Raw genomic sequence first — 23369 nt, 5'->3', positions numbered from 1 at the left:
AAAAAATGGCAACAGGCAAAATCAATGTTTCAGTAGATAACATATTTCCTTTAATAAAGAAGTTTTTATACAGTGATCATGAGATATTCCTTCGTGAATTAATTTCAAATGCCACGGATGCGACCCTTAAATTAAAACACCTTTCTTCCATTGGGGAAGCTAAGGTCGAATACGGGAATCCCATCATTGAGATCAAGGTTGACAAGGAAGGTAAAAAGCTCCATATTATTGACCAAGGACTCGGGATGACCGAAGAGGAAATAAAGAAATACATTAATGAGGTTGCCTTTTCCGGTGCAGAGGAGTTTTTGGACAAATATAAGGATGCCGGTAAGGATGCCGGTATCATAGGACACTTTGGACTTGGTTTTTACTCGGCGTTTATGGTGGCCGACAAGGTAGAGATCATCACCAAGAGTTTTAAGGACGAACCTGCTGTTCATTGGTCATGTGACGGCTCTCCTGAATTTACAATAGAGAAAAGTGAAAAAGAGGATCGGGGTACCGAAATCGTACTTCACATTGCCGATGACTCCACTGAGTTTTTAGAGGATGGAAGAATTACCGAGCTATTGACCAAGTACAATAAATTCATGCCTATTCCGATTAAATTCGGAACAAAGACAGAAACACTCCCTAAACCAGAAGGAGCCAAGGAAGAAGATCCCGCCCCTACCCAGGAGGTTGACAACATCATCAACAACCCAAATCCGGCATGGACCAAACAACCCGCCGATTTAAAGGATGAGGATTATAAGAGTTTCTACAGGGAACTTTATCCCATGCAATTCGAGGAGCCCTTGTTCCATATCCATTTAAATGTGGATTATCCGTTCAATCTTACGGGAATCCTATATTTTCCAAAATTGACAAATGATTTAAGTGTACAAAGGGACAAGATTCAGCTGTATCAAAACCAAGTCTTCGTTACCGATAACGTCGAGGGTATTGTGCCTGAGTTCCTAACCATGTTGCGTGGTGTCATTGATTCTCCGGATATTCCTTTGAACGTATCACGTTCCTATTTACAGGCTGATGGTGCGGTTAAGAAAATATCGTCGTATATCACCCGTAAGGTAGCCGATAAATTAAGTTCACTCTTCAAAAACAATCGGGAAGAATTCGAGTCGAAATGGAATGATATCAAAATCGTTATTGAATACGGGATGCTTTCCGAAGAGAAATTTTTCGAAAAAGCTGACAAATTTGCCCTTTTTCCTACGGTTGATGGTAAGTTCTACACTTTTGACGAAATGAAGGAGGCCCTAAAGGACAAACAAACGGATAAGGATGATAAATTGGTTGTTCTATACGCCTCGGACAAAGAAGCGCAACACAGTTATATTGAAGCGGCAAAAAACAAAGGTTATGAAGTGCTGTTGATGGACTCCCCAATAATTTCGCACTTAATGCAAAAATTGGAAACCTCAAAAGAGAACATTTCTTTTGCCCGTGTTGATGCCGACCATTTGGACAATTTGATCAAAAAAGACGATACCCAGATTTCCAAACTATCCGACGAGGAAAAAGAAAGTCTGAAAACTAAATTGGAAGAGGTTATTACCGATAAAGGATATACCATTCAATTGGAAGCCATGGACAGTGATTCCGCCCCCTTTATAATTACGGAACCAGAGTTTATGCGAAGAATGAAAGAAATGCAGCAAACCGGTGGTGGTGGCATGTTCGGAATGGGTAACATGCCCGAGATGTACAATCTGATCGTAAATACCAATAACGAACTTGTCGGTGAGATATTGAATACCAAAACCGCGAAAAAACGTGAACGTTTGATCAACCAATCACTGGACTTGGCAAGACTATCCAAAGGCTTGCTTAAAGGTGAGGAATTGACCAATTTTATAAAGAGGAGTTACGAAATGGTCAAATAGTTTGGCTACATTTGGCCAAACCCACATCAATAGATGAAGCAAATAATTGTAGGGATAGCACTCCTTTTGGGGTGCTTCTCATTTGGCCAAGAGGCCCATCTCAACATCACGATAGCTGGTATACAGTCTGGCAAAGGCAAAATAATGTACACGGTATTTTCCGATAAATCAGGTTTTCCAAGTGATGTGGACAAAGCCATTGAGAAAGGTTTGGCTACAATTAAAAACGGCGAAGCCGAGATTGGGTTGGACTTACCCCATGGGGAATATGCCGTAATGGTTTTTCATGATGAAGATGACGATAACGAACTTAGAACCAATTGGTTTGGGTTACCCAAGGAAGGGGTAGGAAATTCCAACAATCACAAGGGAATACCCAGTTTTAAAAAATCGGTTTTCAAGTTATCCGAAGACAAAACCATAAAGATCAACCTGTTTTATATGTAGGTTGAAGCCTTAAATACAAAAAACGCCCTGCCAAAATGGTCAGGGCGTTTTTTTGTTTACAACGTAGCACGAAATACCATGCACCTATAAAAGTCTTTTGGCAAAATGGTTTTTTAAGACAACAATCTGTAGGCATACAAAAAAAGCCATCCCCACAAAGGCATAATTATAAATGTTCGACACTGTGAACTCCGGAATTTTTTCGATCAATTTCAACTCTCCAAATTTCACTAGGGCCTTTTCGGGCCACCAATTGTATTTTTCATCGACATTCCCATAAATCAGAATACCAATAACCCCGACTAGTATGGCCCCTAACGCTACCCAAACCTTTTTACTTATCAAAGGGGTATAGGTCAATACTTCACGTATCTCCTTTTCTTCCTCAATTTTTGACAGGATCGCGTTGGTGAAATTCAAGGATGGTTGTTCCAATCCATCTTCCTTTATGTTCTTCCGAACAAACCCATCAAACTTTATTTTGTCCATGCTTTTTTTACTTTGCATAATCCTGTATTGTTTCTGGTTCCAATCTTACAATCAGAAGTTGCATTAAACGTTTTCTTGCCCGGTGCAATCTTACTTTTACATTATTCGCACTAATGCCCATTACCCCAGAAATCTCCTCCAGGGTAAGTTCTTCGTAATAACGCAATGTTATTAAAATACCATCATCCCCGGGCAACAAGCGTAATGCATCCTTTATTGCTTCCTTCTTTTCGATCCGTTCCAAATGATCGACCACATTACTTTCATCGATTAATCTATTGCCAAAAACGGTATCAATCGATGTGGTTTCAATGCTTCTACCCGACTTTTTAATATAGTCCAAACATCGATAATAGGCTATCTTATATAACCATGTTGAAAATTTGGAGTCCCCTTTAAATCCTTTTAACCCCTTATAGGCCTTCAAGAAAGTATCCTGGGCAATTTCCTCCGCCTCTTCCCTGTTTTTGACCATTCGCATGGCCAAGGTAAAGACCATGGCCTTATAACGGTCTATCAAAATCGTAAAAGCCCCCATATCTCCGTTACGGGTTTTCATTATCAAAGGTTGGTCTCGTTCAAGGCTCATCTACTGCATATGACGCTCATTTTCCTATATCGGTTACATAAAGTATAAAAAAAAACGCCAGCTTGTGTAACCTCCATTAAAAATCCCACGTCTTACCCTATGAACGAGTTTATATATCAAATAAAAAAGCAATCAAATCATGGTAGGACCAGTATTCATTTTCATCAGTTTATTCATTGTTATCTTCGGCATCGCTTATCTTCACTTCTCCACACGGAACAAAGAACGATTGGCCCTTATAGAGAAAGGGGCCGACGCAAGTATATTTGTTAAAGGACAAAAGGAAAAGGCCGCTCCTGTATGGAAAATCCTAATCTTGAATCTGGCGCTTTTATTGATGGGTATCGGCGGGGGTATCGTACTTGGTGGTATCTTACAGAACAACCTCGCAGGAAATACACATTATGCCATGCCCGGCACGATTTTCCTATTTGCAGGTACCGGACTTTTGATCGGATTCTTTATCACCAAAAGATTGGATCAAGAAGATTGATAGATCATCAACCAAAAATATCTTATATAAACCACGGCCCAACCATCGTGGTTTTTTTATATTTATACAATGAAGGTAATCGCCACCAATATTGGAAAACCCACGACCATTTTGTGGAATGGAAAAGAAGAGCTGACCGGAATTTACAAGTATCCGACGGAAGAAGCCATAGTATTGGGCGGAACAGATGTTGAAAACGATACGGTAATTGACCGAAAACATCATGGAGGTTCCAACAAAGCCTGTTATTTGTTTTCAGCCGACCAATATCCGTATTGGAAAGGCAAATACCCCCAATTGGATTGGAATTGGGGTATGTTCGGTGAAAACCTAACCATTGAAGGGTTAGATGAGGCCAAAATCCGTATTGGGGATATCTATCGTATTGGCTCCACATTGGTTCAGGTTTCGCAGCCCAGGGAACCTTGTTACAAGCTTGGGATTCGCTTTGGTACCCAGGAAGTACTGAAACAGTATATTGACCATGGCCATCCCGGCACCTATGTACGGATACTAGAATCAGGAAAAGTAATTGAAAATGACTCTTTAACACTAGTTGAAAAATCTGAAAGCCCACTTACCGTACAGCAGTATTATCAGCTTATTTACGCAAAACATAAAGACCCTGATCTTGTTAGACTGGCAGTAGAAAATAATGCGCTACCCGAATATAAACGCGAACGTTTAAAAAAGCACCTTTAGATTATGGGTCAGTAATCAAAAAAATATGGAGGCTCCTTGGCATCTTTTTATCATGGCTTCAATGTACATCATTGCAGGCATCATGCATTTTATTCGTCCAAAAGTTTACCTTCGTATTATGCCAAGATATCTTCCTTGGCCCAAATTATTGGTCGGTCTAAGCGGTTTGGCCGAGATACTTCTTGGTTTAGGACTTTGTTTCACTTTCTCTAAGGAATATTGCCTTTACGGGATTCTTACCATGTTGGTCGTTTTTCTTTGGGTCCATTTCTACATGCTTAGCAGCCAAAAAGCCTCAGCTGGTATACCCAAATGGATTCTAATCCTAAGAATACCTCTCCAATTTGTTCTTATGTATTGGGCCTATGGTTATTTGGTCTAGTAAAAGTCCATAAATGAAAAAAGAGGGCTAATGCCCTCTTCTTTCTCCTAGATAAAACTAAACTAACTTAATCAACATTAATTCCTTCGTAATATATTTCATCGTTCTTTTGTACCTTGATGATGTAATTTCCCTTAAAGGCTTTCTCAAAATTGAAGGCCTTCTCGATAATATCATTGTCATTGAATACTTCGCTAAAGACTACTCTTTCACTATCATCATAAACCTTGATTTCAACCTTGTCCTTTTTCAAGTTCAACAAGTTAATATAGACCATATCGTCAACTTTCTTGAAAATCGGTTTGTTCTTTACTGACTTGTTCTCGATGGATATATTGATATCCTCAATGGCAATGGTATACTCTGTTTCCTTTATGGCATCTTCCACGGTAAGGAAATATGTGCCTGTAGATAAACTGTTAAGATTAAACCTTTTTACATATGCTGATTTATCTTCTAACTTTTCAGTAAAAATGACATTACCTTCTCCGTCAATGAATCTTAATGATGCATCGGTGGCTAGGTTTTCATAACGAAAAACCAAGGATTTGTCCGCATTGTCAGCGACGATTTTCAAATCCATCTCATTGGCCATACCTAGGGCCGTAATCAATAAAAAGGCCGCGCTTAGGGTAATTTTCTTAATTGCTTTCATAACATTTTAATTTTTAGGGTTAATGGTCAATTTTCTTTTTCGCTTTGTAACTAAATACAGGGCAAACTTACGACGGCTTAACACCCCCTACTACATCAAGATTCTCCAATTTATATGCTATTTTACCATACACTAAGGTTAATAAATTGTTAAGTGGTAATTTAGCACATATTTAAGGCAATTTTACAAAGATTGATTCTTAAATCGTTGATTACCTTGTTCTTAAAATTGAACTATGACGGCCAATCCACAGGCTAAGTTCGATGTTGTTCTACCCCATTTTTGGAAATTCCCCTACACATCAAATTCACATTGCAAATTCCCTTAGTCGATCAATAACCCAAACACCTAGGTATTATACTAGAATAGGTTCATAGGGGTATAGGTGAAAAACCCCATAAAACCGATTATACTTCGCCTATCATCTACCGGATCATTTTAGGCCCCATTTTCCTACCCACCTAAATCCACCGCGAACGGAAATAGGATTTCAATCTAGATTAAAACATTCCTAGGATCGACATATCAAACCCTGGGACCTGGTAAAACTGAATCCTCCTTGATATAAGTTGAGAATCGCAATATGAAGTACTACATTTTGATTTATCGTAAACTACAGGTACTTATGCAACCTATAAAAATGAAAAAAGAGGGCTAATGCCCTCTTCTTTCTCCTAGATAGATTAAACTAACTTAATCAACGTCAAATGCTTCGTAATAAGTTTCATCATTCTTTTTTACCTTGATGATGTAATGTCCCTTATAGGCTTTCTCAAAATTGAAGGCTTTCTCGATAATATCCTTGTCATTGAATACTTCGTTGAAGACTACTCTGTCACTATCATCATAAACCTTGATCTCAACCTCGTCCTTTTTCAAGTTCAACAGATTAACATAGACCATATTTTCAGTTGTCCTGAAAACCGGTTTGTTCTTCTCTGACTTGTTCTCAATGGAAATATTGGCATCCTCAATGGCAATAGTATACTCCGTCTCCTTTATGGCATCTTCCACAGTAAGGAAATATGTACCTGTGGATAGGCTGTTAAGGTTAAACCTTTTCAAGTATGCTGATTTATCTTTTAAGTTTTCAGTGAAAATAACATTTCCTTGTCCATCAATGAATCTTAATGATGCATCAGTAGTTAGGTTTTCATAGCGGAAAACCAAGGATTTATCCTCATTGTTCGCGATGATTCTCAAATCCATCTCGTTGGCCATGCCTAGGGCTGTAATAAATAAAAAGGCCGCGCTTAGGGTAATTTTCTTAATTGCTTTCATAACATTTTAATTTTAGGGTTAATGGTCAATCTTCTTTTTCTTTTTCGCTTAGTAACTAATTACAGGGCAAACTTACGACCGCTTTACCCCGCCTACTACATCAAGATTTTCCAATTTATATGTTATTTTAACACATAGCTAGGTTAATTAATTGTTAAGTGGTAATTTTGCACAGAATTGAGGCAATTTTACAAAGTTCGGTCATTTAAAGCCTTAGTAACTTTGCACGAGGAAATAAATAGATATGCTAAATCAGAAACCTACTTTTGAAGTCATTGAACCCAATTTTGGACATTCTTTTATGTACCAGAAATTCGATGCCGAAACAAACAACAAAAACAATAAGTGGCACTACCACCCCGAAATAGAATTGGTATACGTAAATGGAGGGGCAGGTAAAAGACAGATTGGGAGCAACCTTTCTTATTATACCAACGGCACGCTTTTAATGGTACCTAGTAATTTACCCCATTGTGGGTTTACCGATAAGTTAACGGGGAACAGAAGGGAAACCGTAATTCAGATGAAAGAGGATTTTTTGGGGGAGGATTTTTTTAAGATCCCGGAAATGAAGAAAGTCCAAAACCTTTTTGAAATCGCAAGAGGAGGTGTTGTTTTCTTTGGGGAGACAAAACAATATTTGGGCAAAAAAATGGAAGCCCTGGAATACAAATCCAATTTCGAACGATTAATTTCAATACTGGATATTCTTCATGGACTTGGCAGCACCGAGGAATTCAGGATATTGAATGCTCACGGTTTTTCACTTGAAGCCGATATCAAGGACAATGACCGTATCAATATTGTATTCAATTATGTCAAGAATAATTTCAAGGAAGAAATTACCCTTAAGGAAATATCGGATATGGTCAACATGACCATACCTTCTTTCTGTAGGTACTTTAAAAAGATAACCAATAAGACCTTTGTTCAATTTGTCAATGAATATCGTCTGGTACATGCCTCCAAACTCTTGGCCGAACAACCGATGAGTATCACCGAGGTATGCTTTGAATGTGGATTCAACAATTTTTCACATTTCAATAAATCATTCAAAACCTTTACAGGACAAAATCCTTCTGCCTATCGCAACCAATTAAAGGCGGTCTTTCAATAATGTCGACATCGCCCCTACTTTTGAACCTGATCGATGCGGATATCTCGTATTATCCTGATTTTATCGATTCAGAAAAAGCAGCGGTCCTTTTTGATTATTTTAAAGATTCCGTACCATGGCAACACGATGACATTAAGGTTTTTGGGAAAGTATATCCCCAACCAAGATTGACCGCGTTATATGGTAGTGGGGATAAGGAATACTCCTATTCAAACATTGTAATGCGACCTAAACCGTTTACGGAAAATTTAGGGGAAATCAACAGTCTATTGGAAGACCTGACTCGCACGGCGTTCAATACCTGTCTGTTGAACTTTTATAGAAATGGGCGCGATAGCAATGGTTGGCATTCCGATGATGAAAAGGAACTCGGACAAAATCCGGTTATTGCCTCAATCAGTTTAGGTCAAGAACGTGTTTTTCATTTACGACACAAAAAGGATAAATCCTTAAAACATAAATTACTTTTGGGGCATGGGAGTTTATTATTGATGAAAGGAAAGACCCAACACTATTGGCAACATCAAGTACCGAAGACCACTAAACCCATTGGCGGACGAATCAATCTAACCTTTAGGGTATTGAAATAAAAAAAACCGGTTAAACACCGGTTTTTTTTATACCCTTTTTCGAAGTCAAGCACTGCCTTTAGCAATCGGGTAACTGTACTAATCTCCTCATGCACAACTACATAAAGATAACTTCAAACCGTATGCCAAAGTATTGTTTTTCGACTAAATTCCCGTTTTTCAGGTTAAGAAGGTTAAAAGCAGTGCTTTAAACCATGTTGGAACACCCTTAAAATCAATGTTCTACTTAAAAAGGTCATTCAATACTTTTGCCAAACGTAAGCCTCCCTTATTGAGTTGGGATTCGACCGTACCCCACCAAACATAACTATAACGATAGGCTAGTTTCTCGCCATTTTCAACAGAATCATACAACTTATCCGCAATTTCCTGTGATTCTTTTACCCAATCAAGTACCTCCCCTTCTTGAATCTTCTTTCTTGCATTCTTATCCAATTCAGGAAGTGAATTTGCCAGTTCAGAAAAACTTAACCCATAGTCATCGATCATATTCGAATCCCATACCCTATGTAAATTACTGCCTCTACCGAACCATTGCACCTGTATGTCATTTCCTCCCTTATCCTCTACACGACCAACATGCATGGGTTGATGAAGGTCCCCTACCAAATGCACCAACATCTTCAAATAAAATACACGATCTTCCTTTGGGTTCTTCCCATCCTTGACAATTTCGATACATTTACGAATACCCGTTACCAAATCACCATATGTATTGTGTTCAATATCCTTATAATCCTTTCCCGGAGGTATATTCACATAATGCCAGGCACTGAATTCCCTATAACGGCTATCGGCTTTAATTTCATCGGCGAAATTTGAGATTGAGGATAGGCTTTTACCATCCAGCAGTTTAGCAATCGCTCGTTTTGCCTTTCCCGACAACTCATTTTGGGCTATTTCCCCTATGACCCTATGACCTGTTTTCGACCAAAATGGTGCATTTCCGAATGACATCTGGCTTGCCAAAAGAATCAGAAGTACTATATTTTTCATGATTTTTATTTATTCCAAAATTAGAAAAAGCATTTTAATCTATTGTTAACTCTTAGTCCGTTTTCATTTTTTAGTTTGATATTGCATCCTTAAAAAAACCCACTGATTTGGTTAAAAGGAAAAGAAAATACGGTTTTGCCCGATTTGCCCTAAAATTACTTCTGGCAATTGTTTTACTATTGTTCGTTTTTATATTGAGTGTTCGTATTGGTATATGGGGCAAATTGCCCAATAACAATGAGCTTTCCACTTTTCATTACAATAGGGCTTCAGAGGTCTATACTGCCGATGGCGTGCTGATTGGCAAATATTATCTAAACGATCAGCAACCCATTCCATTTAAAAATATCCCAGAACATGTACGTAATGCATTGACCGCTATTGAGGATGAGCGTTTTTATGAACATTCCGGTATTGACTATCAAAGCCTGCTTCGCGTAGCCATAAAAACGATATTGATGCAGGATCGATCTTCGGGAGGAGGTAGTACCTTAACACAACAATTGGCCAAGAACCTATATCCCCGCAAAGACCGTAAACAAACACATCTTGTGGTAGACAAGGTAAAGGAAATGATTATCGCACAACGGTTGGAGGACCTCTTTACCAAGGATGAAATACTGACACATTATTTAAACACCGTGTCTTTTGGTGGCAATACCTTTGGTATTGAAAGTGCAGCACTCAAGTTTTTCAATACGACTACCAGCGAACTGACCATAGAGCAAGCGGCAACCTTGATCGGTACACTTAAAGCCACCCATAGCTATAATCCAAGATTATTCCCCAAAAAAAGTATTGAAAGGAGAAATCTCGTATTACAATCTATGGTAAACAACGGTTTTCTCGATGCCAAAGAAAAGGATAGTCTTTCCGCCATTCCCCTAAAACTGAATTATCGCGAATTTGAACACGATGTAGGCTTAGCGCCTTACTTTAGGGAAGAGGTAAGAAAAAAACTTCGTGAATGGTGTGCTATCCAAAACAAAAATGGCAAGAACTACAATCCATATACCTCGGGTTTAAAGGTGTATACTACGTTGGACTCAAAAATGCAACAACTGGCAGAAGAATCCATGGCCCACCATATGGCTTCCCTTCAAGAAAAATTCGAAAAGAGTTATGGGAAAAATGCCCCTTGGTTAAAGAACAAAGGACTGATAAGCAAATTGGTGAAGAGAACAGAACCTTACCAAAAATTAAAGAAACTGGGATGGGATGACACAAGAATCATGGATTCCCTTCGTAAGAAACGATCCATGACATTAGGCGACTGGTCTGGCGAAAAAACAGTAAAAGCCAGTACCATAGATAGCGTACAGCACTATATGAAATTCCTTAATACCGGTTCACTATCCATGGACCCGAGAACAGGGGCTGTAAAAACATGGATCGGGGGCATCAATTACAAACATTTCAAATATGACCATATAGCACAAAGCAAAAGACAGGTAGGGTCTACTTTTAAGCCTATTGTGTATACGACCGCACTTGAAGCCGGTATACCTCCATGCACTTATTTTCCGGCCCAAGAGGTGGCGTATGAGAATTTAAAAGGGTGGTCTCCCAGCAACTCCAATAATAAGGATGAGGCCTACCTCAACTATTCAATGGAAATGGCCTTGAGCCATTCAGTGAACACGGTGGCTGTGAAGGTTTTGGAAAAAACCGGTATCGATAAAGTTATAGAACAGGCCCAAAAAATGGGTGTATACTCAGAACTTCCCAAACAACCCTCGCTAGCCTTGGGTACAGGGGAACTTTATGTCAGTGAACTAGCTACGGTTTACACCAGTTTTGTGAATAACGGAAAAGGGGCAGAACCCTTCTACATAGAAAGCATAAGGAATCAAAACGACTCAATTTTGGCCCGTTTTGCACCTAAAGAGGTAAAAACGGATGCTTTTTCAAGAAAAACAGGTGAAATAATGCTGGAAATGATGAAATCTACCATTGACCAAGGAACAGCATCCCGCATTCGTACAACCTACAATTTGAAAAACGATATTGCCGGTAAAACCGGCACCACCCAAAACAATAAGGATGCCTGGTTCGTGGCCATTACACCAAAATTGGTACACGTGAGTTGGGTAGGCCTAGACAATCATGAAATAGGTTTTAAAAACACGAGCCTTGGCCAAGGGGCCAACGCCGCATTACCCCTATTCGCGTTATGGTACCAGAAATTGAATCGCGATGCTGCATTCAATGGGATCACAAAAGCCCGTTTTCCCAAAACCGATCCATCCGTTTTACGGATATTGGATTGTGAACCCATTAAACGGGATGGTTTTTTTAAACGCCTATTTAAAAACCCAAAGAAAAAGAAAGTCAAAAAATTCCGCACGAAACCCTAACCTCCCATAGATACATATACAGATTGCTTTGGTAAATAATGCAAAAAAAACACAGGAAAAAATTAAGGGTCAACCAAAAGTAAACGCTTTATAACAATATGTTGCCTTACGTATTTTAGTAAGCCCTGAAAACGTATAAATAAGTACGTAATTTTGGAAGTATTGCCCTTAATTAATTTTTAATACCCTAAATTTGAGCAGACTAGCCAAACCAACCATTAATGGGGAGATATGTAATCGTTCTATTATTTATATTTTCTACGTTCTTCATTTATGCCCAAAATCATCATAAGGGTTTTACGGTAAACCACATTTCAAATATCGAAACCATTTATCCTGATGGCATCCTTGATGAGGCTATCTGGTTTAAGGCCGAAATAGCAAAAGATTTCTGGCAATACTTTCCTTCTGACTCCATCCTAGCCACTAAACAGACCCATATCAAAATGCTTTTTGATGATGAAAACCTGTATATTGGAATCACTGTTTTCACCTCTGGGAAAGATTACAAGGTACAGTCCTTAAAAAGGGACTTTAGGGCAGGAAACAGCGATAATATAACCTTGTTGTTCGACACCTTCAATGATGGTTCAAATGCATTCTTATTCGGTATCAATCCTTATGGAGTACGTCGGGAAGGTTTGGTTTCTGGTGGTGGTAATGACTTAAGGGGCTTTACCATATCCTGGGATACGAAATGGAAAGGAAGTTCCAAAATATATGAAGATCGTTACACATCCGAATTGATCATTCCACTAACTGCCTTTAAGTTTAAGGAAGGCGAGACAAAGTGGCGTTTCAACAGTTATCGTTTCGATACCCAATCGAACGAAAATAGCACATGGATGAACATTCCCCAGAATCAAAATGTTTATGGCCTTACCTTCATGGGGGATATGGTTTTTGAAAAACCTTTGGGAAAATCCAGAAGTCCATTGGCTATCATTCCATATATCAATGCTATTTCCCAAAACGATTTTGAGAACAATGAAGCGCTCAACCGTATAAAAATTGGTGGGGATGCCAAATTTGCGATTGGCAATAGCATGAATTTGGATATCACCGTAAATCCTGATTTTTCACAGGTTGAAGTTGATGACCAAGTGACCAACCTTACCCGTTTTGAAATTTCACTGCCGGAAAAAAGACAGTTCTTCATTGACAATAGCGACCTTTTTGCAAGTTTTGGTGATTCCCATGATGAAAATCCATTTTTTTCAAGAAGAATCGGTATCGCCACGGATACAGCAGACAATTCCATAGAAAACAAGATTATTGGCGGAATGCGACTCAGTGGTAAGCTGAATAAAGGTTTACGCCTTGGTTTCCTAGATATACAGACTGAAGCTGATCGGCAAAACAATATTACTTCAAACAACAATATGATGCTTGCGCTTCAGCAACGTGTATTCGGGCGATCAAATATCAGTATGTTCCTTATCAACAGACAAACCCTTAAAAATTACGACTTTCAGGAAGATGAGGATAGGTATAACCGCGTACTCGGTATTGATTATGATCTTATATCAAAAGGCAATAGGTGGAATGGCAAGTTCTTCATCCATAAATCCTTTGCCCATAACAGTGGGGATAAGGATGTATCCACCGGGGCTAAACTAGATTATAACTCTAGATATTATAACACTTTTTCAAAACTAGTGTATGTAGGTGAAGATTATAGATCTGATCTAGGCTATATCCGTAGAACGGATATATTGAAAGGTTATGCAGGGATAGAAAAGGTTTTTTGGCCAAAAAAGGGCATAATCAATACCCATAGTTTTAAATTCTTCCCCATTTTCATCTGGAGTCCGAGTATGGATCTACAAAATACCGATTATACCTTTCGAGGTGAATGGGAGGCCAAATTCGTTGATTTTTCCAACATCAATATCAGAGTGGACAACAAGTACACCTTTTTAACCGATGAGTTCGAACCTACCGGAAAGGATGATGCCATTGCACTACCAGAGAATGTGGGCTATCATTACAGTAATCTGAAACTCGAATATACATCCGATAGGAGAAAGTTGTTTTCTTATCGAATGGAGACCACATTAGGAAGTTTTTTCAACGGAAATCGGTATTCCTTTTTAGGTACGATGACCTATCGATTTCAGCCTAAAGTATTCATATCCATGCTGGTCGATTATAATCGGATAGAATTGCCCCAACCCTATGTTAGTGCCGATTTATGGCTGTTAAGTCCAAAAATCGAAGTCACCTTCAATAAATCCCTTTTTTGGTCCACTTTGGTACAGTACAGTACACAACAGGACAATTTTGGACTCAATTCCAGGTTGCAATGGAGGTTCGCCCCCCTATCTGATTTGTACTTGGTGTATAATGATAACTATTTTGTCAATACTTTTGCACCCAGAATGCGATCAATAAACCTAAAGTTTACCTACTGGCTAAATATATAGAATGAACCATAAGATTTTATGTTCCGACTTGGATGGCACCCTGCTATCCACGAAAAGTGACGTTTCCGATTTTACCATTTCAGAAATCAAACGAATAAAACCAACGACCAAAATCATCCTGGTCTCGGCCAGAATGCCCAAATCAATGCGATACATACAAAAAGACCTGGGTATTGAGCATGAGCCCATTATTTGCTACAATGGTGCTCTGGTACTCGATGGCCAAGAGGAAATACACTCCTCCATTATCGATATTGAGCCTTTGGAATCGTTATATGAACTCTGTAATGGGCATGACATAAAATTAGGACTGTATTTTAAGGATGAATGGTATGTTGAAGAAAACTCGGAACGGGTGACCAAAGAAATCAATAATACCAAGACCGTACCCATATACCAGAAAAATTCAGAGACACTCAAGGCTTGGAAGAAACGAAAAATCGGTGCGCATAAAATAATGCTTATGGGTACCTTCGAAACCATTGAGCGCATAGCACCTACACTCAAGGCAGATTATTCCCATATCATGAATATATATCGTTCCAACGATACTTTGATCGAGGTTAGTCCTAAAACCGTTTCAAAACTCTCGGCCATAGCGTTATTGATCAAAAACTCCCATACACTTAAAGATATTATTGCTTTTGGGGATAATTACAATGATGCGGAAATGTTAGAGCTAGTCGATTGTGGTGTAGCCATGGGCAACGCCCGTAAGGAGGTAAAAACCATTGCCGACCACACAACCCTGACAAACACCCAAAACGGGGTAGCCCATTTTCTGAACCAAAATTTCAAGATTTAACTATATTTGAACCCAATACTATATTCAACCAACAATGCACCAACTCCCACTTTCTGAAGACACCATAATTTTTGGACTATTAAGTCTTTGCTTAGGTTTCGTTTTCTATACATCATCCATAAAAAAAGGATTCTGGAAAAAATTCTATACGGTCATCCCGACACTTTTGATGTGTTATATGCTACCCGCGATACTCACCAGCACAGGTATTATCTCTGAAGAGCACTCAAACCTATATTATATTGCCAGTCGCTATTTACTTCCTGCGGCACTGGTCTTAATGACGTTGAGCATTGACCTAAAGGCCATTTTGAACCTCGGTTCAAAAGCGTTGATCATGTTTTTAACGGGTACCGTAGGTATTATCATTGGAGGTCCGATCGCTATTTTAATCGTATCCATTTTTTCCCCTGAAACGGTAGGCGGTGTAGGCTTTGATGCTGTTTGGCGTGGTTTGACCACGATTGCCGGTAGTTGGATCGGTGGAGGCGCCAACCAAGCCGCCATGTTGGAAGTATTTCAATTTAACCCGAAAAAATTCGGAGACATGGTTCTTATAGATATTGTTGTTGCCAATATCTGGATGGCCATTATATTATTGGGCATAGGCAAATCCGATAAGATCGATAAATGGTTGAAAGCCGATAACTCCTCAATCGAAACCTTAAAGGCAAAGGTATCGGCACATACCGAAAAGATCACCAGGGTTACGACCTTACACGATTATATAATGATGCTTTGCCTAGCCTTTTTCGCTGTCGGATTATCCCATTTTTTAGCAGAGCATTTCGCCGTGTTTTTGGAAAACACATTTGAAGTCATAAGAAACAAGGACAAGGCGCTTTCTTCCTTGGGTTCTAAATTTTTATGGATGGTTGTTTTTGCCACCGCCGCAGGTATTTTATTGTCCTTCACCAAAGCCAAGAATTACGAAGGAGCCGGAGCCAGTAAAATCGGTAGCGTATTCATTTATATTCTTGTGGCTACCATAGGTATGAAAATGGATTTGGGAAGGTTCTTGGAGAATCCAGGACTGATCGCCGTTGGTATCATATGGATATCCATTCATGCAGGATTACTTATTTTGGTAGCCAAGATGATCAAAGCCCCATTTTTCTTTCTCGCAGTGGGTAGTCAGGCCAATGTGGGAGGTGCTGCCTCTGCCCCTATCGTGGCTGCGGAATTCCATCCCTCATTAACGTCTGTAGGTATATTATTGGCGGTATTGGGGTATGTAGTCGGTACAGCTGGAGCCTATATTTGTGGACTTCTTATGGAAATCGCCGCCAACGTATAATCCAAAACCCGTATTAAAAGTATAAAATGTCATGTCTTTGAACAAATGTGGGTAAAAGGGAATGTTCAAACTCAAAAATTTTATTGATATTTGCGCCATAATCAAAGTACCAAAATTAGGCGGAAATAATCGCCTTTGAAATTCCTTACAAATGAAGCATTTATTCTTTTTGGGTTGTATGACCCTATTATTGATTTCCTGTAGCGAAGACACCTCCAATACCATGTTCGTGACCGGAAATGTAAAAGGCCTAAAAAAAGGTACCATATACTTACAACATGTCCCTGATTCTACCTTGGTAACCATTGATTCATTGGAAGTGGACGGTGATGGTAGTTTTACGTTCAAAACAAAACTTGAAAGTCCAGAGATTTTCTATTTGTACCTGAACAAGGAGGATTACAATGACATTAATGATAGGATCAGCTTTTTTGGCGAACCAGGCAATATTACCATAAATACCAAATGGGACACCTTTGATACCAATGCCAAAATCGAAGGTTCGGCAACACAAAAAAAATTGGAGGAATATCGTAAAATAATGACGAAGTTCAATAAACGCAGCCTTGAAATATTGCAAACAACCGCAAACAGGGAAGTGGCCTTGACCCCCGAACAAATCGATTCCATTGAAGAAGTTTCACATAAGAACATCCAAAGGGGTTATGCTTTTGCCTTGAACTTTGCCTTGAACAATAGGGATTCCTATATCGCACCCTATATTGCCTTGACCGAAGTATCCGATGCCAATATCAAGTATCTGGATTCCATCAACAATTCATTGACACCGGAAGTGGCCGGATCCAAATATGGGAAAGCACTCCAGAATTTCTTAGAAATTAGAAAAAAGAAGGAATAAAAAAAAACATCCCGCCTTGGCGGGATGTTTTTTTATTACAATATCGTTATTACCTATTGTAGCTTGTTCAATTGGTCTACCAAGGCAGTGGCCTTTTTCTCCAATTCCTGACGAACCGCATTTAAATGGGCTTTTCTATTGTCAACACTCTTGTTATTGACTTTTGCAATCAATTCATCAAAGGTTTCGATGGCATTGTCAATAATCTTAGCGCCTTCCTTGGAGTCTGATTTATTATTGGCCGCCTCAACAATGTACACTGCTTCAATAATATCCCCCAAAACAAAATTTATATCTTTTTTTAAATCTCTAATACTTGCCATTATCTAATTATTTTTTTGCAAAAATACATTTTTTACACGCCACTCGTTTACCGAAACAAATTTATTTAGCTTAAACGGTAACTTCCAACAATTTAACACTGTCTGTTTGTATTGAAATATTCGTCGAATTTGCAGGAACCAAAACGGTTTCCCCTTTCTGGATCTTTACTGACCCTGCCTCGGTAATTACTTCTGCCGAACCTCCAACACACATCAAGATGGTAAATGAGGACCTATTCGCAACATCAAGACTTAAATCCTTGTCAAGGTTCATAAAGTTAGTCTTAAAATAAGGACAATCCACCATGGTATTAACGGCGTCCTTCTGTGTGTCATAACCGACCTTAAAATCATCTTTCTTGGCATAATCCATGGCATCCAAGGCCAAATCGGTATGCAATTCCCTCAAATTCCCGTTTTTATCCCTTCGGTTAAAATCAAAAACACGATAGGTAATATCCGAAGTTTGTTGGATTTCAGCCAAAAGTACTCCCGCACCTATAGCATGTATTTTACCTGTATTGATAAAAAAGGTATCACCCTCCTTGACTTGTTCGTAGTTCAGTAAATCCAACAGGGTATCGTTTTCCAAACTTTTTGAGTACTCCTCCTTGGTTACATCCTTGTTGAAACCAACAATAAGATTAGCTCCTGGATCGGCATCCATTACATACCACATCTCTGTCTTACCAAAGGAATTATGTCGTTTTTTTGCCAATTCATCGTTTGGATGCAATTGTATGGAAAGATCTTGTTTGGCATCGATAAACTTAATCAAAATGGGAAAATCCTTTCCAAAGCGCTCAAAAACATCCTTACCCAACAACCCTTCTGGATCTTGATCGATAATTTGCTGTAGTGACGTCCCTGCCAATGGCCCATTGGCCACCGTGGAAATATCACCTTCCACCGCGGAAAGCTCCCAACTTTCACCAGTTATTTCACTTTCAATGGGTTTTCCCAATACTTCTTTTAACTTCGTGCCACCCCAAAGACGTTCCTTTAATATGGGTTGAAACTTAAATGGATATAAATTCATAATAATTATTTATATTTCAAATTGATTTGATCCTCGATCATTCCCCTGAATAGGTTACAAAATTCCTCGGTGTTTCATATAGTACAACCTCCAATTCCTTGGAAGCATCAATATGTGGCCTTAGTTTATTCCAAATAAATACCGCTATATTCTCAGCGGTCGGATTCAAATTCTTGAATTCCGGTACTTCGACATTTAGGTTCTTATGGTCTAAGACATCCTCAATTTTATCCTTGATCAATGCCTTTAAGCGTTTCATATCCATTACAAAACCGGTTTCCTTATCAATCTCTCCATAAACACTGACCACCAAATCATAATTATGGCCGTGATAATTGGGATTATTGCATTTTCCAAAAACCGCACTATTTTTGGCATCGTCCCAACCTGGTCGATATAAGCGGTGCGCCGCATTGAAATGAGCTTTTCTGCTTACCTTAACTTTCATGGGTCATGTTGTGTATTAAATGATCAAAGAATTTTTCGAAAATAATCTTAAACCAAACCGTATATTGTTCTGGGTTTTCGACGATATCCTTTTGGATATCCTCTGGCTTCATCCACTTGAAATCCGCAACCTCCTCCGGATTAATTTTAGGGCTTCCATTATATGAACCCATCATCACATGATCCAGTTCGTGTTCGGTAAGGCCATTATCGAATGGTGCCTTATAAATAAAGGAAAACAGTTCTTTCAAATCGGCGGTGAATCCCATTTCTTCCTGTAACCTTCTTTGACCAGCCTCGATATTGGTTTCACCCACTCTTTGATGGCTACAACAGGTATTTGTCCAAAGCAAGGGGGAGTGATATTTGTGCGCTGCCCTTTGTTGAAGCATAGTTTCCCCATTATCATTCATGATAAATACAGAAAACGCCCTGTGCAATTGTGCTTTTTCATGCGCTTCCATTTTGGGCATGGTGCCAATTTGCTCGTCTTGGGTATTTACAAGAATGACTTCTTCTTCCTTCATTCTGTAAAAATAAGACCTTTACCCAAATTTTGGGTTAAGCCTGATATAAAAAATATGGATGCGTATGGATAATAGGGAATAATGGGTTAGAAGAACCTAGGCGATTTTACATAACCTTTGGTCTTTATGAAATCGTATCTCAAAATTATTTCAAAGGACCCATCATTAAAGGCTGCATTACCTAATTCGGTAACCTCACGGTCATAGGCCATTCCTATCAGGAATGATTCATTCAAGTAAAAACCGAACATACCACTGAAAGCGGCATCCCAGCGATACGCACCACCAAGAATAAACTTATCATTAAGCATAAAGTTGGCAGAAAGGTCAACCTGCAAGGGTGCCCCTTGGACCATTTTGGTAAGTATGGTAGGTTTAAATTTTAAATTCGGGTTCATATCGAAGACATAGCCTGTAATCAGATAAAAATTCATCTGTTCTTTGGCGGTGGACAAAGAAGATTCCTCAAAATGCGATGTCTGTAAAAATCTTGGCACCGATAAACCTGCATAAAACTTATCTGTATGATAGTATACACCTGCCCCAAAGTTTGGGGAAAACTTATTGTCTATATCCTGTTCCAAGGTTTGATCTGGTGCAAATTGATTAAGCTCTGAAAAACGGATGTCCAACAAATGACCACTGGCCTTTATCCCAAAACTCAACTTTCCTTCGTTCGAGGTCTTTACCGTATATGAAAAATCCAAATCCAAATAGGTTTCTGAAGTTGGCCCTATTTCATCATTAACAATAGAAATCCCCATCCCTACCCCATTATAACCTACGGGGGAATGTATGTTCAAGGTCTGTGTCTTTGGTGCCCCGTCAAGTCCCACCCACTGCGATCTGTGCAATGCCGCCAAACTCAAATGCCCCCTAGAACCGGCATATCCTGGATTCACACTTACTGTATTGTACATGTATTGTGTATATTGGGCGTCTTGCTGCGCCTGTACCTCTGTTGATAAGAACAAAAGGACAAACCCTAGAATACCTAGGAACCCTATCTTTTTTACAACACCTGTTATGTTATTCATCATAATCATTATCTGTTAATATAAATGTACCCTGAAAGTGTAATGGTCTTGCCGGTTACATCTACATAGTCAAGGATATAGAAATAGGTTCCTACTGGCAATTTGTTGTCTTTTTCAACAGTAACCCTTCCTTCGGACGTGCCGTCAAAAACATTACCATTCGTATTATAGGCCCTTGTGGTATAGACCAGAACGCCCCATCTATTGTAGATCTTAAGGGAATTATCAGGGTAATTCTGCAATCCGCCTATAACCAATACATCATGAACACCATCGCCATTAGGAGTTAGAACATTGAATACCTCCACTTCCTCTTCGGGAACATTCGGCTCAAGATAATCGGGTATTCCATTGCCGTCGTTATCATCATTGGAATAATCGCCATCACCATTCAAATCCTCATCGATGGTCATTAATGCATCATTGTCATCATTGGTATCCCGATAATCCGATTCATTATCGCCATCTGTATTGGGCAAATCACTATATGGATCATTGATCTTATCATTAACATCGATATCAATAGCAGCTCCCCCTTCATAACTATCATCCAATCCGTCATTATCCTTATCGGAGCCGATCAATACCACATCGGCAATACCATCATGATTGAAGTCATGACCTTCTATAGCATCGGGAATATTATCATTATCACTATCATCATCCAAATAATCCGGTAGGTTATCCCCATCGGTATCCACAGGGAACAAACCTAACGAGCCTACTTCATATGCATCGTCCAATCCATTGGCATTGGCATCAATCAAGCTTGGAGGAATATAACCTTCTGTGGTCTGTGCCTCGACATTATCGGGAATACCGTCATTATCACTATCGATATCCAAATAATCCGCAAAACCATCCCCATCACTGTCAGTTGGATTTGTTGATGGATCACCATCGCCATCCAAATCCAAATCCTCAAAACTATCAACGATTCCATCATTATCCGAATCCAAATCCAATGCATTTGAAACAACGATGGTCACCGTGGCCGTACTACAATTTGAACTTACATCGCATAAGGTATAGGTAAAGGTGTCACTACCTACGAAACCAGTGTTAGGCGTGTAGGTCACCGTATCGTCCGATAGATCGTCCGGGGTACCGTTATCAATATGGAGCATAACCCCATTGGAAGGAGCTGTACTGGTGAATGTACCTATCGTCGGAATGTCATTGTCGTTGGCCAGAATATCGATATCGATTGGTGTATCCTCTTCCGTAGCGACCGCATCATCAATGGCATCCACAATAGGCAATATATCAATTGTAACTGTTGCCGTACTACAATCCCCTGAAGAATTACAAACCGTGTAATCAAAAGAATCCGGACCATTAAAATCGGGATTCGGGGTATAGGTTACACTATCATCCAACGGATTGTTTGGCGTTCCATTATCATCAATAACCACAACCCCATTCGCAGGATTGGTCGTCGTTAATGTACCCGTAGTAGGTAAATCGGAATCATTTGAATAGATATCAACCACTAAAGGAACATCCTCATCGGTTGTTACCACATCATCAACTAAAATTGCGGCTTGGTCAAGACATACTACGGTAAAGTTGGGAAGGTCAAAACTATTCCCTGCCTTTGTTACCGTCGCTGTATATCGGGTAACGCTTTGTGTTGCCAAGACTGTCGGACGCGTTTGATCTCCTGTCACGGTTGGACTCCAACCCAGGGTTGCTCCAGAAGATAAATCCACATTGGCAGAAATATCCAAGGTAACCTCATTATCAGGAGAATTACAGTTGGTTACAATAAAGTAGCCTGAAGCATTGGAACCACAAAGGGTACCATCATAAGTTGCGAAATAAATACCAGGTGTCGTTACCTCATAAAAGAAATCCGTTCCCAATACATTAGAAGTGTCAGAGGCCTCGTACCATCGGTAATTATGTTCATCCGTACTATTGGGAGCCTGTAATAAAAACTGTGCATTCGACACAACGACCCCCAGTAGTGTAAAAACAATACTGAGGAATATCTTTTTATATGTAGGTGTGGGCTTCAAACTGATAAGGGCCATTGTTTATTGATTATTTAACTACAAATACCACATTGATCAATGAATTATAATCAGCTGGAGGAGCATCTACATTATAGGTCATTACCCCTGTATCACTAATAGTTACATTACTAAACACCGTTGGATCGTAATACGTAACATAATAATAGAGCTCAGCCCTAGTATACGTGGGTATTTTAGCAGGTGCACTTGTACTTTTTGCAGAGGAAGGTAAGGTCATACCATATTGATCAACGTATTGTTTATATAAATCAATAGTTGCCCCTACTACAACCGATGAAGCATCTACCGCTATTGAAGGAGGGTAAAATATTCTAGCTGCTTTAGAAGTGATTGGCGTAATAGCCTCGATAACATCCTGTACTGTGGAATCAACAACACCATCGCCATCAACATCAATGATATCAGCCGCATCTACTGTTAAATCCCCATTTAAATCAATTGAGGATGCTACATTGTTAACCTCGTCAGAATTCTGGTCATCAGTACCTAAATCAGCCAATGGTATGGTCACTGAATTCGTATCGCTGTCCGTAAGGACAAGGTTCGTACCGTCCTGGGTCAAGCTCGTATTCGTCGTGTT

General features: G+C 39.3%; 24 protein-coding genes. 12 read left to right on the top strand and 12 right to left on the bottom strand.

Annotated features, from left to right (window positions below; genetic code table 11):
* Positions 1 to 5 precede the first annotated feature (5 nt).
* Positions 6 to 1892: a molecular chaperone HtpG gene (gene htpG, locus LX92_RS07560; protein ID WP_109649704.1), complete on the top strand. Its 1887-nt coding sequence runs from the start codon at positions 6 to 8 to the stop codon at positions 1890 to 1892.
* A 33-nt stretch (positions 1893 to 1925) separates the two neighbouring features.
* A complete protein-coding gene (locus LX92_RS07555; RefSeq protein WP_109649703.1) occupies positions 1926 to 2339 on the top strand; it encodes a DUF2141 domain-containing protein in 414 nt (137 codons plus the stop codon).
* Positions 2340 to 2423: 84 nt separating this feature from the next.
* On the opposite strand, the gene LX92_RS07550 is transcribed toward LX92_RS07555, so the two are convergent.
* Together LX92_RS07550 and LX92_RS07545 are read right to left on the bottom strand one after the other, a co-directional pair.
* Positions 2424 to 2828: a hypothetical protein gene (locus tag LX92_RS07550; protein WP_146197813.1), complete on the bottom strand. Its 405-nt coding sequence runs from the start codon at positions 2826 to 2828 to the stop codon at positions 2424 to 2426.
* A 7-nt stretch (positions 2829 to 2835) separates the two neighbouring features.
* Positions 2836 to 3417, bottom strand: coding sequence for an RNA polymerase sigma factor (locus LX92_RS07545; RefSeq protein ID WP_109649701.1), 582 nt, complete (start codon positions 3415 to 3417; stop codon positions 2836 to 2838).
* 139 nt (positions 3418 to 3556) lie between these two features.
* Here LX92_RS07545 and LX92_RS07540 point away from each other — a divergent pair, with 139 nt between their 5' ends.
* The 3 genes from LX92_RS07540 to LX92_RS07530 all read left to right on the top strand — a co-directional run bounded on the left by LX92_RS07540 (position 3557) and on the right by LX92_RS07530 (position 4994).
* Complete coding sequence (locus tag LX92_RS07540) at positions 3557 to 3910, top strand: DUF6249 domain-containing protein (protein WP_109649700.1); 354 nt, start codon at positions 3557 to 3559, stop codon at positions 3908 to 3910.
* Positions 3911 to 3979: 69 nt separating this feature from the next.
* A complete protein-coding gene (locus LX92_RS07535) occupies positions 3980 to 4612 on the top strand; it encodes an MOSC domain-containing protein (protein WP_109649699.1) in 633 nt (210 codons plus the stop codon).
* Between the two features lie 25 nt (positions 4613 to 4637).
* Positions 4638 to 4994 carry a DoxX family protein gene (locus LX92_RS07530; RefSeq protein WP_109649698.1) on the top strand — a complete coding sequence of 119 codons (357 nt, stop codon included), beginning with the start codon at positions 4638 to 4640 and terminating at the stop codon, positions 4992 to 4994.
* 67 nt (positions 4995 to 5061) lie between these two features.
* On the opposite strand, the gene LX92_RS07525 is transcribed toward LX92_RS07530, so the two are convergent.
* On the bottom strand, positions 5062 to 5649 hold the full coding sequence (locus LX92_RS07525; protein WP_109649697.1) for a hypothetical protein: 588 nt from the start codon (positions 5647 to 5649) through the stop codon (positions 5062 to 5064).
* A 693-nt stretch (positions 5650 to 6342) separates the two neighbouring features.
* Complete coding sequence (locus LX92_RS07520; protein WP_109649696.1) at positions 6343 to 6930, bottom strand: hypothetical protein; 588 nt, start codon at positions 6928 to 6930, stop codon at positions 6343 to 6345.
* A 244-nt stretch (positions 6931 to 7174) separates the two neighbouring features.
* Between LX92_RS07520 and LX92_RS07515 the strand changes: the two genes are divergently transcribed.
* Together LX92_RS07515 and LX92_RS07510 are read left to right on the top strand one after the other, a co-directional pair.
* The gene (locus tag LX92_RS07515) at positions 7175 to 8047 is read left to right on the top strand and encodes an AraC family transcriptional regulator (RefSeq protein ID WP_109649695.1); all 873 of its coding nucleotides are present in this window, start codon (positions 7175 to 7177) and stop codon (positions 8045 to 8047) included.
* Positions 8047 to 8637, top strand: a complete 591-nt coding sequence (locus LX92_RS07510) for an alpha-ketoglutarate-dependent dioxygenase AlkB family protein (protein WP_109649694.1) — start codon at positions 8047 to 8049, stop codon at positions 8635 to 8637. The genes LX92_RS07515 and LX92_RS07510 overlap by 1 nt, the downstream gene beginning before the upstream one ends.
* A gap of 222 nt (positions 8638 to 8859) precedes the next feature.
* Here the strand turns inward: LX92_RS07510 and LX92_RS07505 are convergent, their stop codons facing one another.
* Positions 8860 to 9633 (bottom strand): S1/P1 nuclease, encoded by a 774-nt coding sequence (locus tag LX92_RS07505; protein WP_109649693.1) that lies wholly within the window; start codon positions 9631 to 9633, stop codon positions 8860 to 8862.
* Positions 9634 to 9740: 107 nt separating this feature from the next.
* On the opposite strand from LX92_RS07505, the gene LX92_RS07500 reads away from it, so the two are divergent.
* The 5 genes from LX92_RS07500 (at position 9741) to LX92_RS07480 (ending at position 17377) form a co-directional block, all read left to right on the top strand.
* The gene (locus LX92_RS07500; RefSeq protein ID WP_109649692.1) at positions 9741 to 11990 is read left to right on the top strand and encodes a transglycosylase domain-containing protein; all 2250 of its coding nucleotides are present in this window, start codon (positions 9741 to 9743) and stop codon (positions 11988 to 11990) included.
* 221 nt (positions 11991 to 12211) lie between these two features.
* On the top strand, positions 12212 to 14416 hold the full coding sequence (locus LX92_RS07495; protein WP_109649691.1) for a DUF5916 domain-containing protein: 2205 nt from the start codon (positions 12212 to 12214) through the stop codon (positions 14414 to 14416).
* A 1-nt stretch (position 14417) separates the two neighbouring features.
* Positions 14418 to 15221, top strand: coding sequence for a Cof-type HAD-IIB family hydrolase (locus LX92_RS07490; RefSeq protein ID WP_109649690.1), 804 nt, complete (start codon positions 14418 to 14420; stop codon positions 15219 to 15221).
* 34 nt (positions 15222 to 15255) lie between these two features.
* Positions 15256 to 16518: a DUF819 family protein gene (locus tag LX92_RS07485; RefSeq protein WP_109649689.1), complete on the top strand. Its 1263-nt coding sequence runs from the start codon at positions 15256 to 15258 to the stop codon at positions 16516 to 16518.
* Between the two features lie 151 nt (positions 16519 to 16669).
* The gene (locus LX92_RS07480; protein WP_109649688.1) at positions 16670 to 17377 is read left to right on the top strand and encodes a DUF4369 domain-containing protein; all 708 of its coding nucleotides are present in this window, start codon (positions 16670 to 16672) and stop codon (positions 17375 to 17377) included.
* Positions 17378 to 17430: 53 nt separating this feature from the next.
* On the opposite strand, the gene LX92_RS07475 is transcribed toward LX92_RS07480, so the two are convergent.
* The 7 genes from LX92_RS07475 to LX92_RS22390 all read right to left on the bottom strand — a co-directional run.
* Positions 17431 to 17700, bottom strand: coding sequence for a hypothetical protein (locus tag LX92_RS07475; protein WP_109649687.1), 270 nt, complete (start codon positions 17698 to 17700; stop codon positions 17431 to 17433).
* Between the two features lie 70 nt (positions 17701 to 17770).
* Positions 17771 to 18739 (bottom strand): type I phosphomannose isomerase catalytic subunit, encoded by a 969-nt coding sequence (locus tag LX92_RS07470; RefSeq protein ID WP_109649686.1) that lies wholly within the window; start codon positions 18737 to 18739, stop codon positions 17771 to 17773.
* Between the two features lie 37 nt (positions 18740 to 18776).
* The gene (locus LX92_RS07465; protein WP_109649685.1) at positions 18777 to 19187 is read right to left on the bottom strand and encodes a 6-pyruvoyl trahydropterin synthase family protein; all 411 of its coding nucleotides are present in this window, start codon (positions 19185 to 19187) and stop codon (positions 18777 to 18779) included.
* The gene (idi, locus tag LX92_RS07460; RefSeq protein WP_109649684.1) at positions 19177 to 19713 is read right to left on the bottom strand and encodes an isopentenyl-diphosphate Delta-isomerase; all 537 of its coding nucleotides are present in this window, start codon (positions 19711 to 19713) and stop codon (positions 19177 to 19179) included. The genes LX92_RS07465 and idi overlap by 11 nt, the downstream gene beginning before the upstream one ends.
* An 86-nt stretch (positions 19714 to 19799) precedes the next feature.
* Complete coding sequence (locus LX92_RS07455) at positions 19800 to 20753, bottom strand: PorP/SprF family type IX secretion system membrane protein (RefSeq protein ID WP_223308350.1); 954 nt, start codon at positions 20751 to 20753, stop codon at positions 19800 to 19802.
* Positions 20754 to 20758: 5 nt separating this feature from the next.
* A complete protein-coding gene (locus tag LX92_RS07450; RefSeq protein WP_109649683.1) occupies positions 20759 to 22786 on the bottom strand; it encodes an Ig-like domain-containing protein in 2028 nt (675 codons plus the stop codon).
* A gap of 10 nt (positions 22787 to 22796) precedes the next feature.
* Positions 22797 to 23369: hypothetical protein (locus LX92_RS22390; protein ID WP_109649682.1), on the bottom strand; the 573-nt coding region annotated here is incomplete at its 5' end.

Origin of the sequence: Maribacter polysiphoniae (genome assembly GCF_003148665.1) — a bacterium.
In the GTDB taxonomy this organism is placed as follows: Bacteria; Bacteroidota; Bacteroidia; order Flavobacteriales; family Flavobacteriaceae; genus Maribacter_A; species Maribacter_A polysiphoniae.
This window is presented reverse-complemented; position numbering and strand designations above follow the sequence as displayed.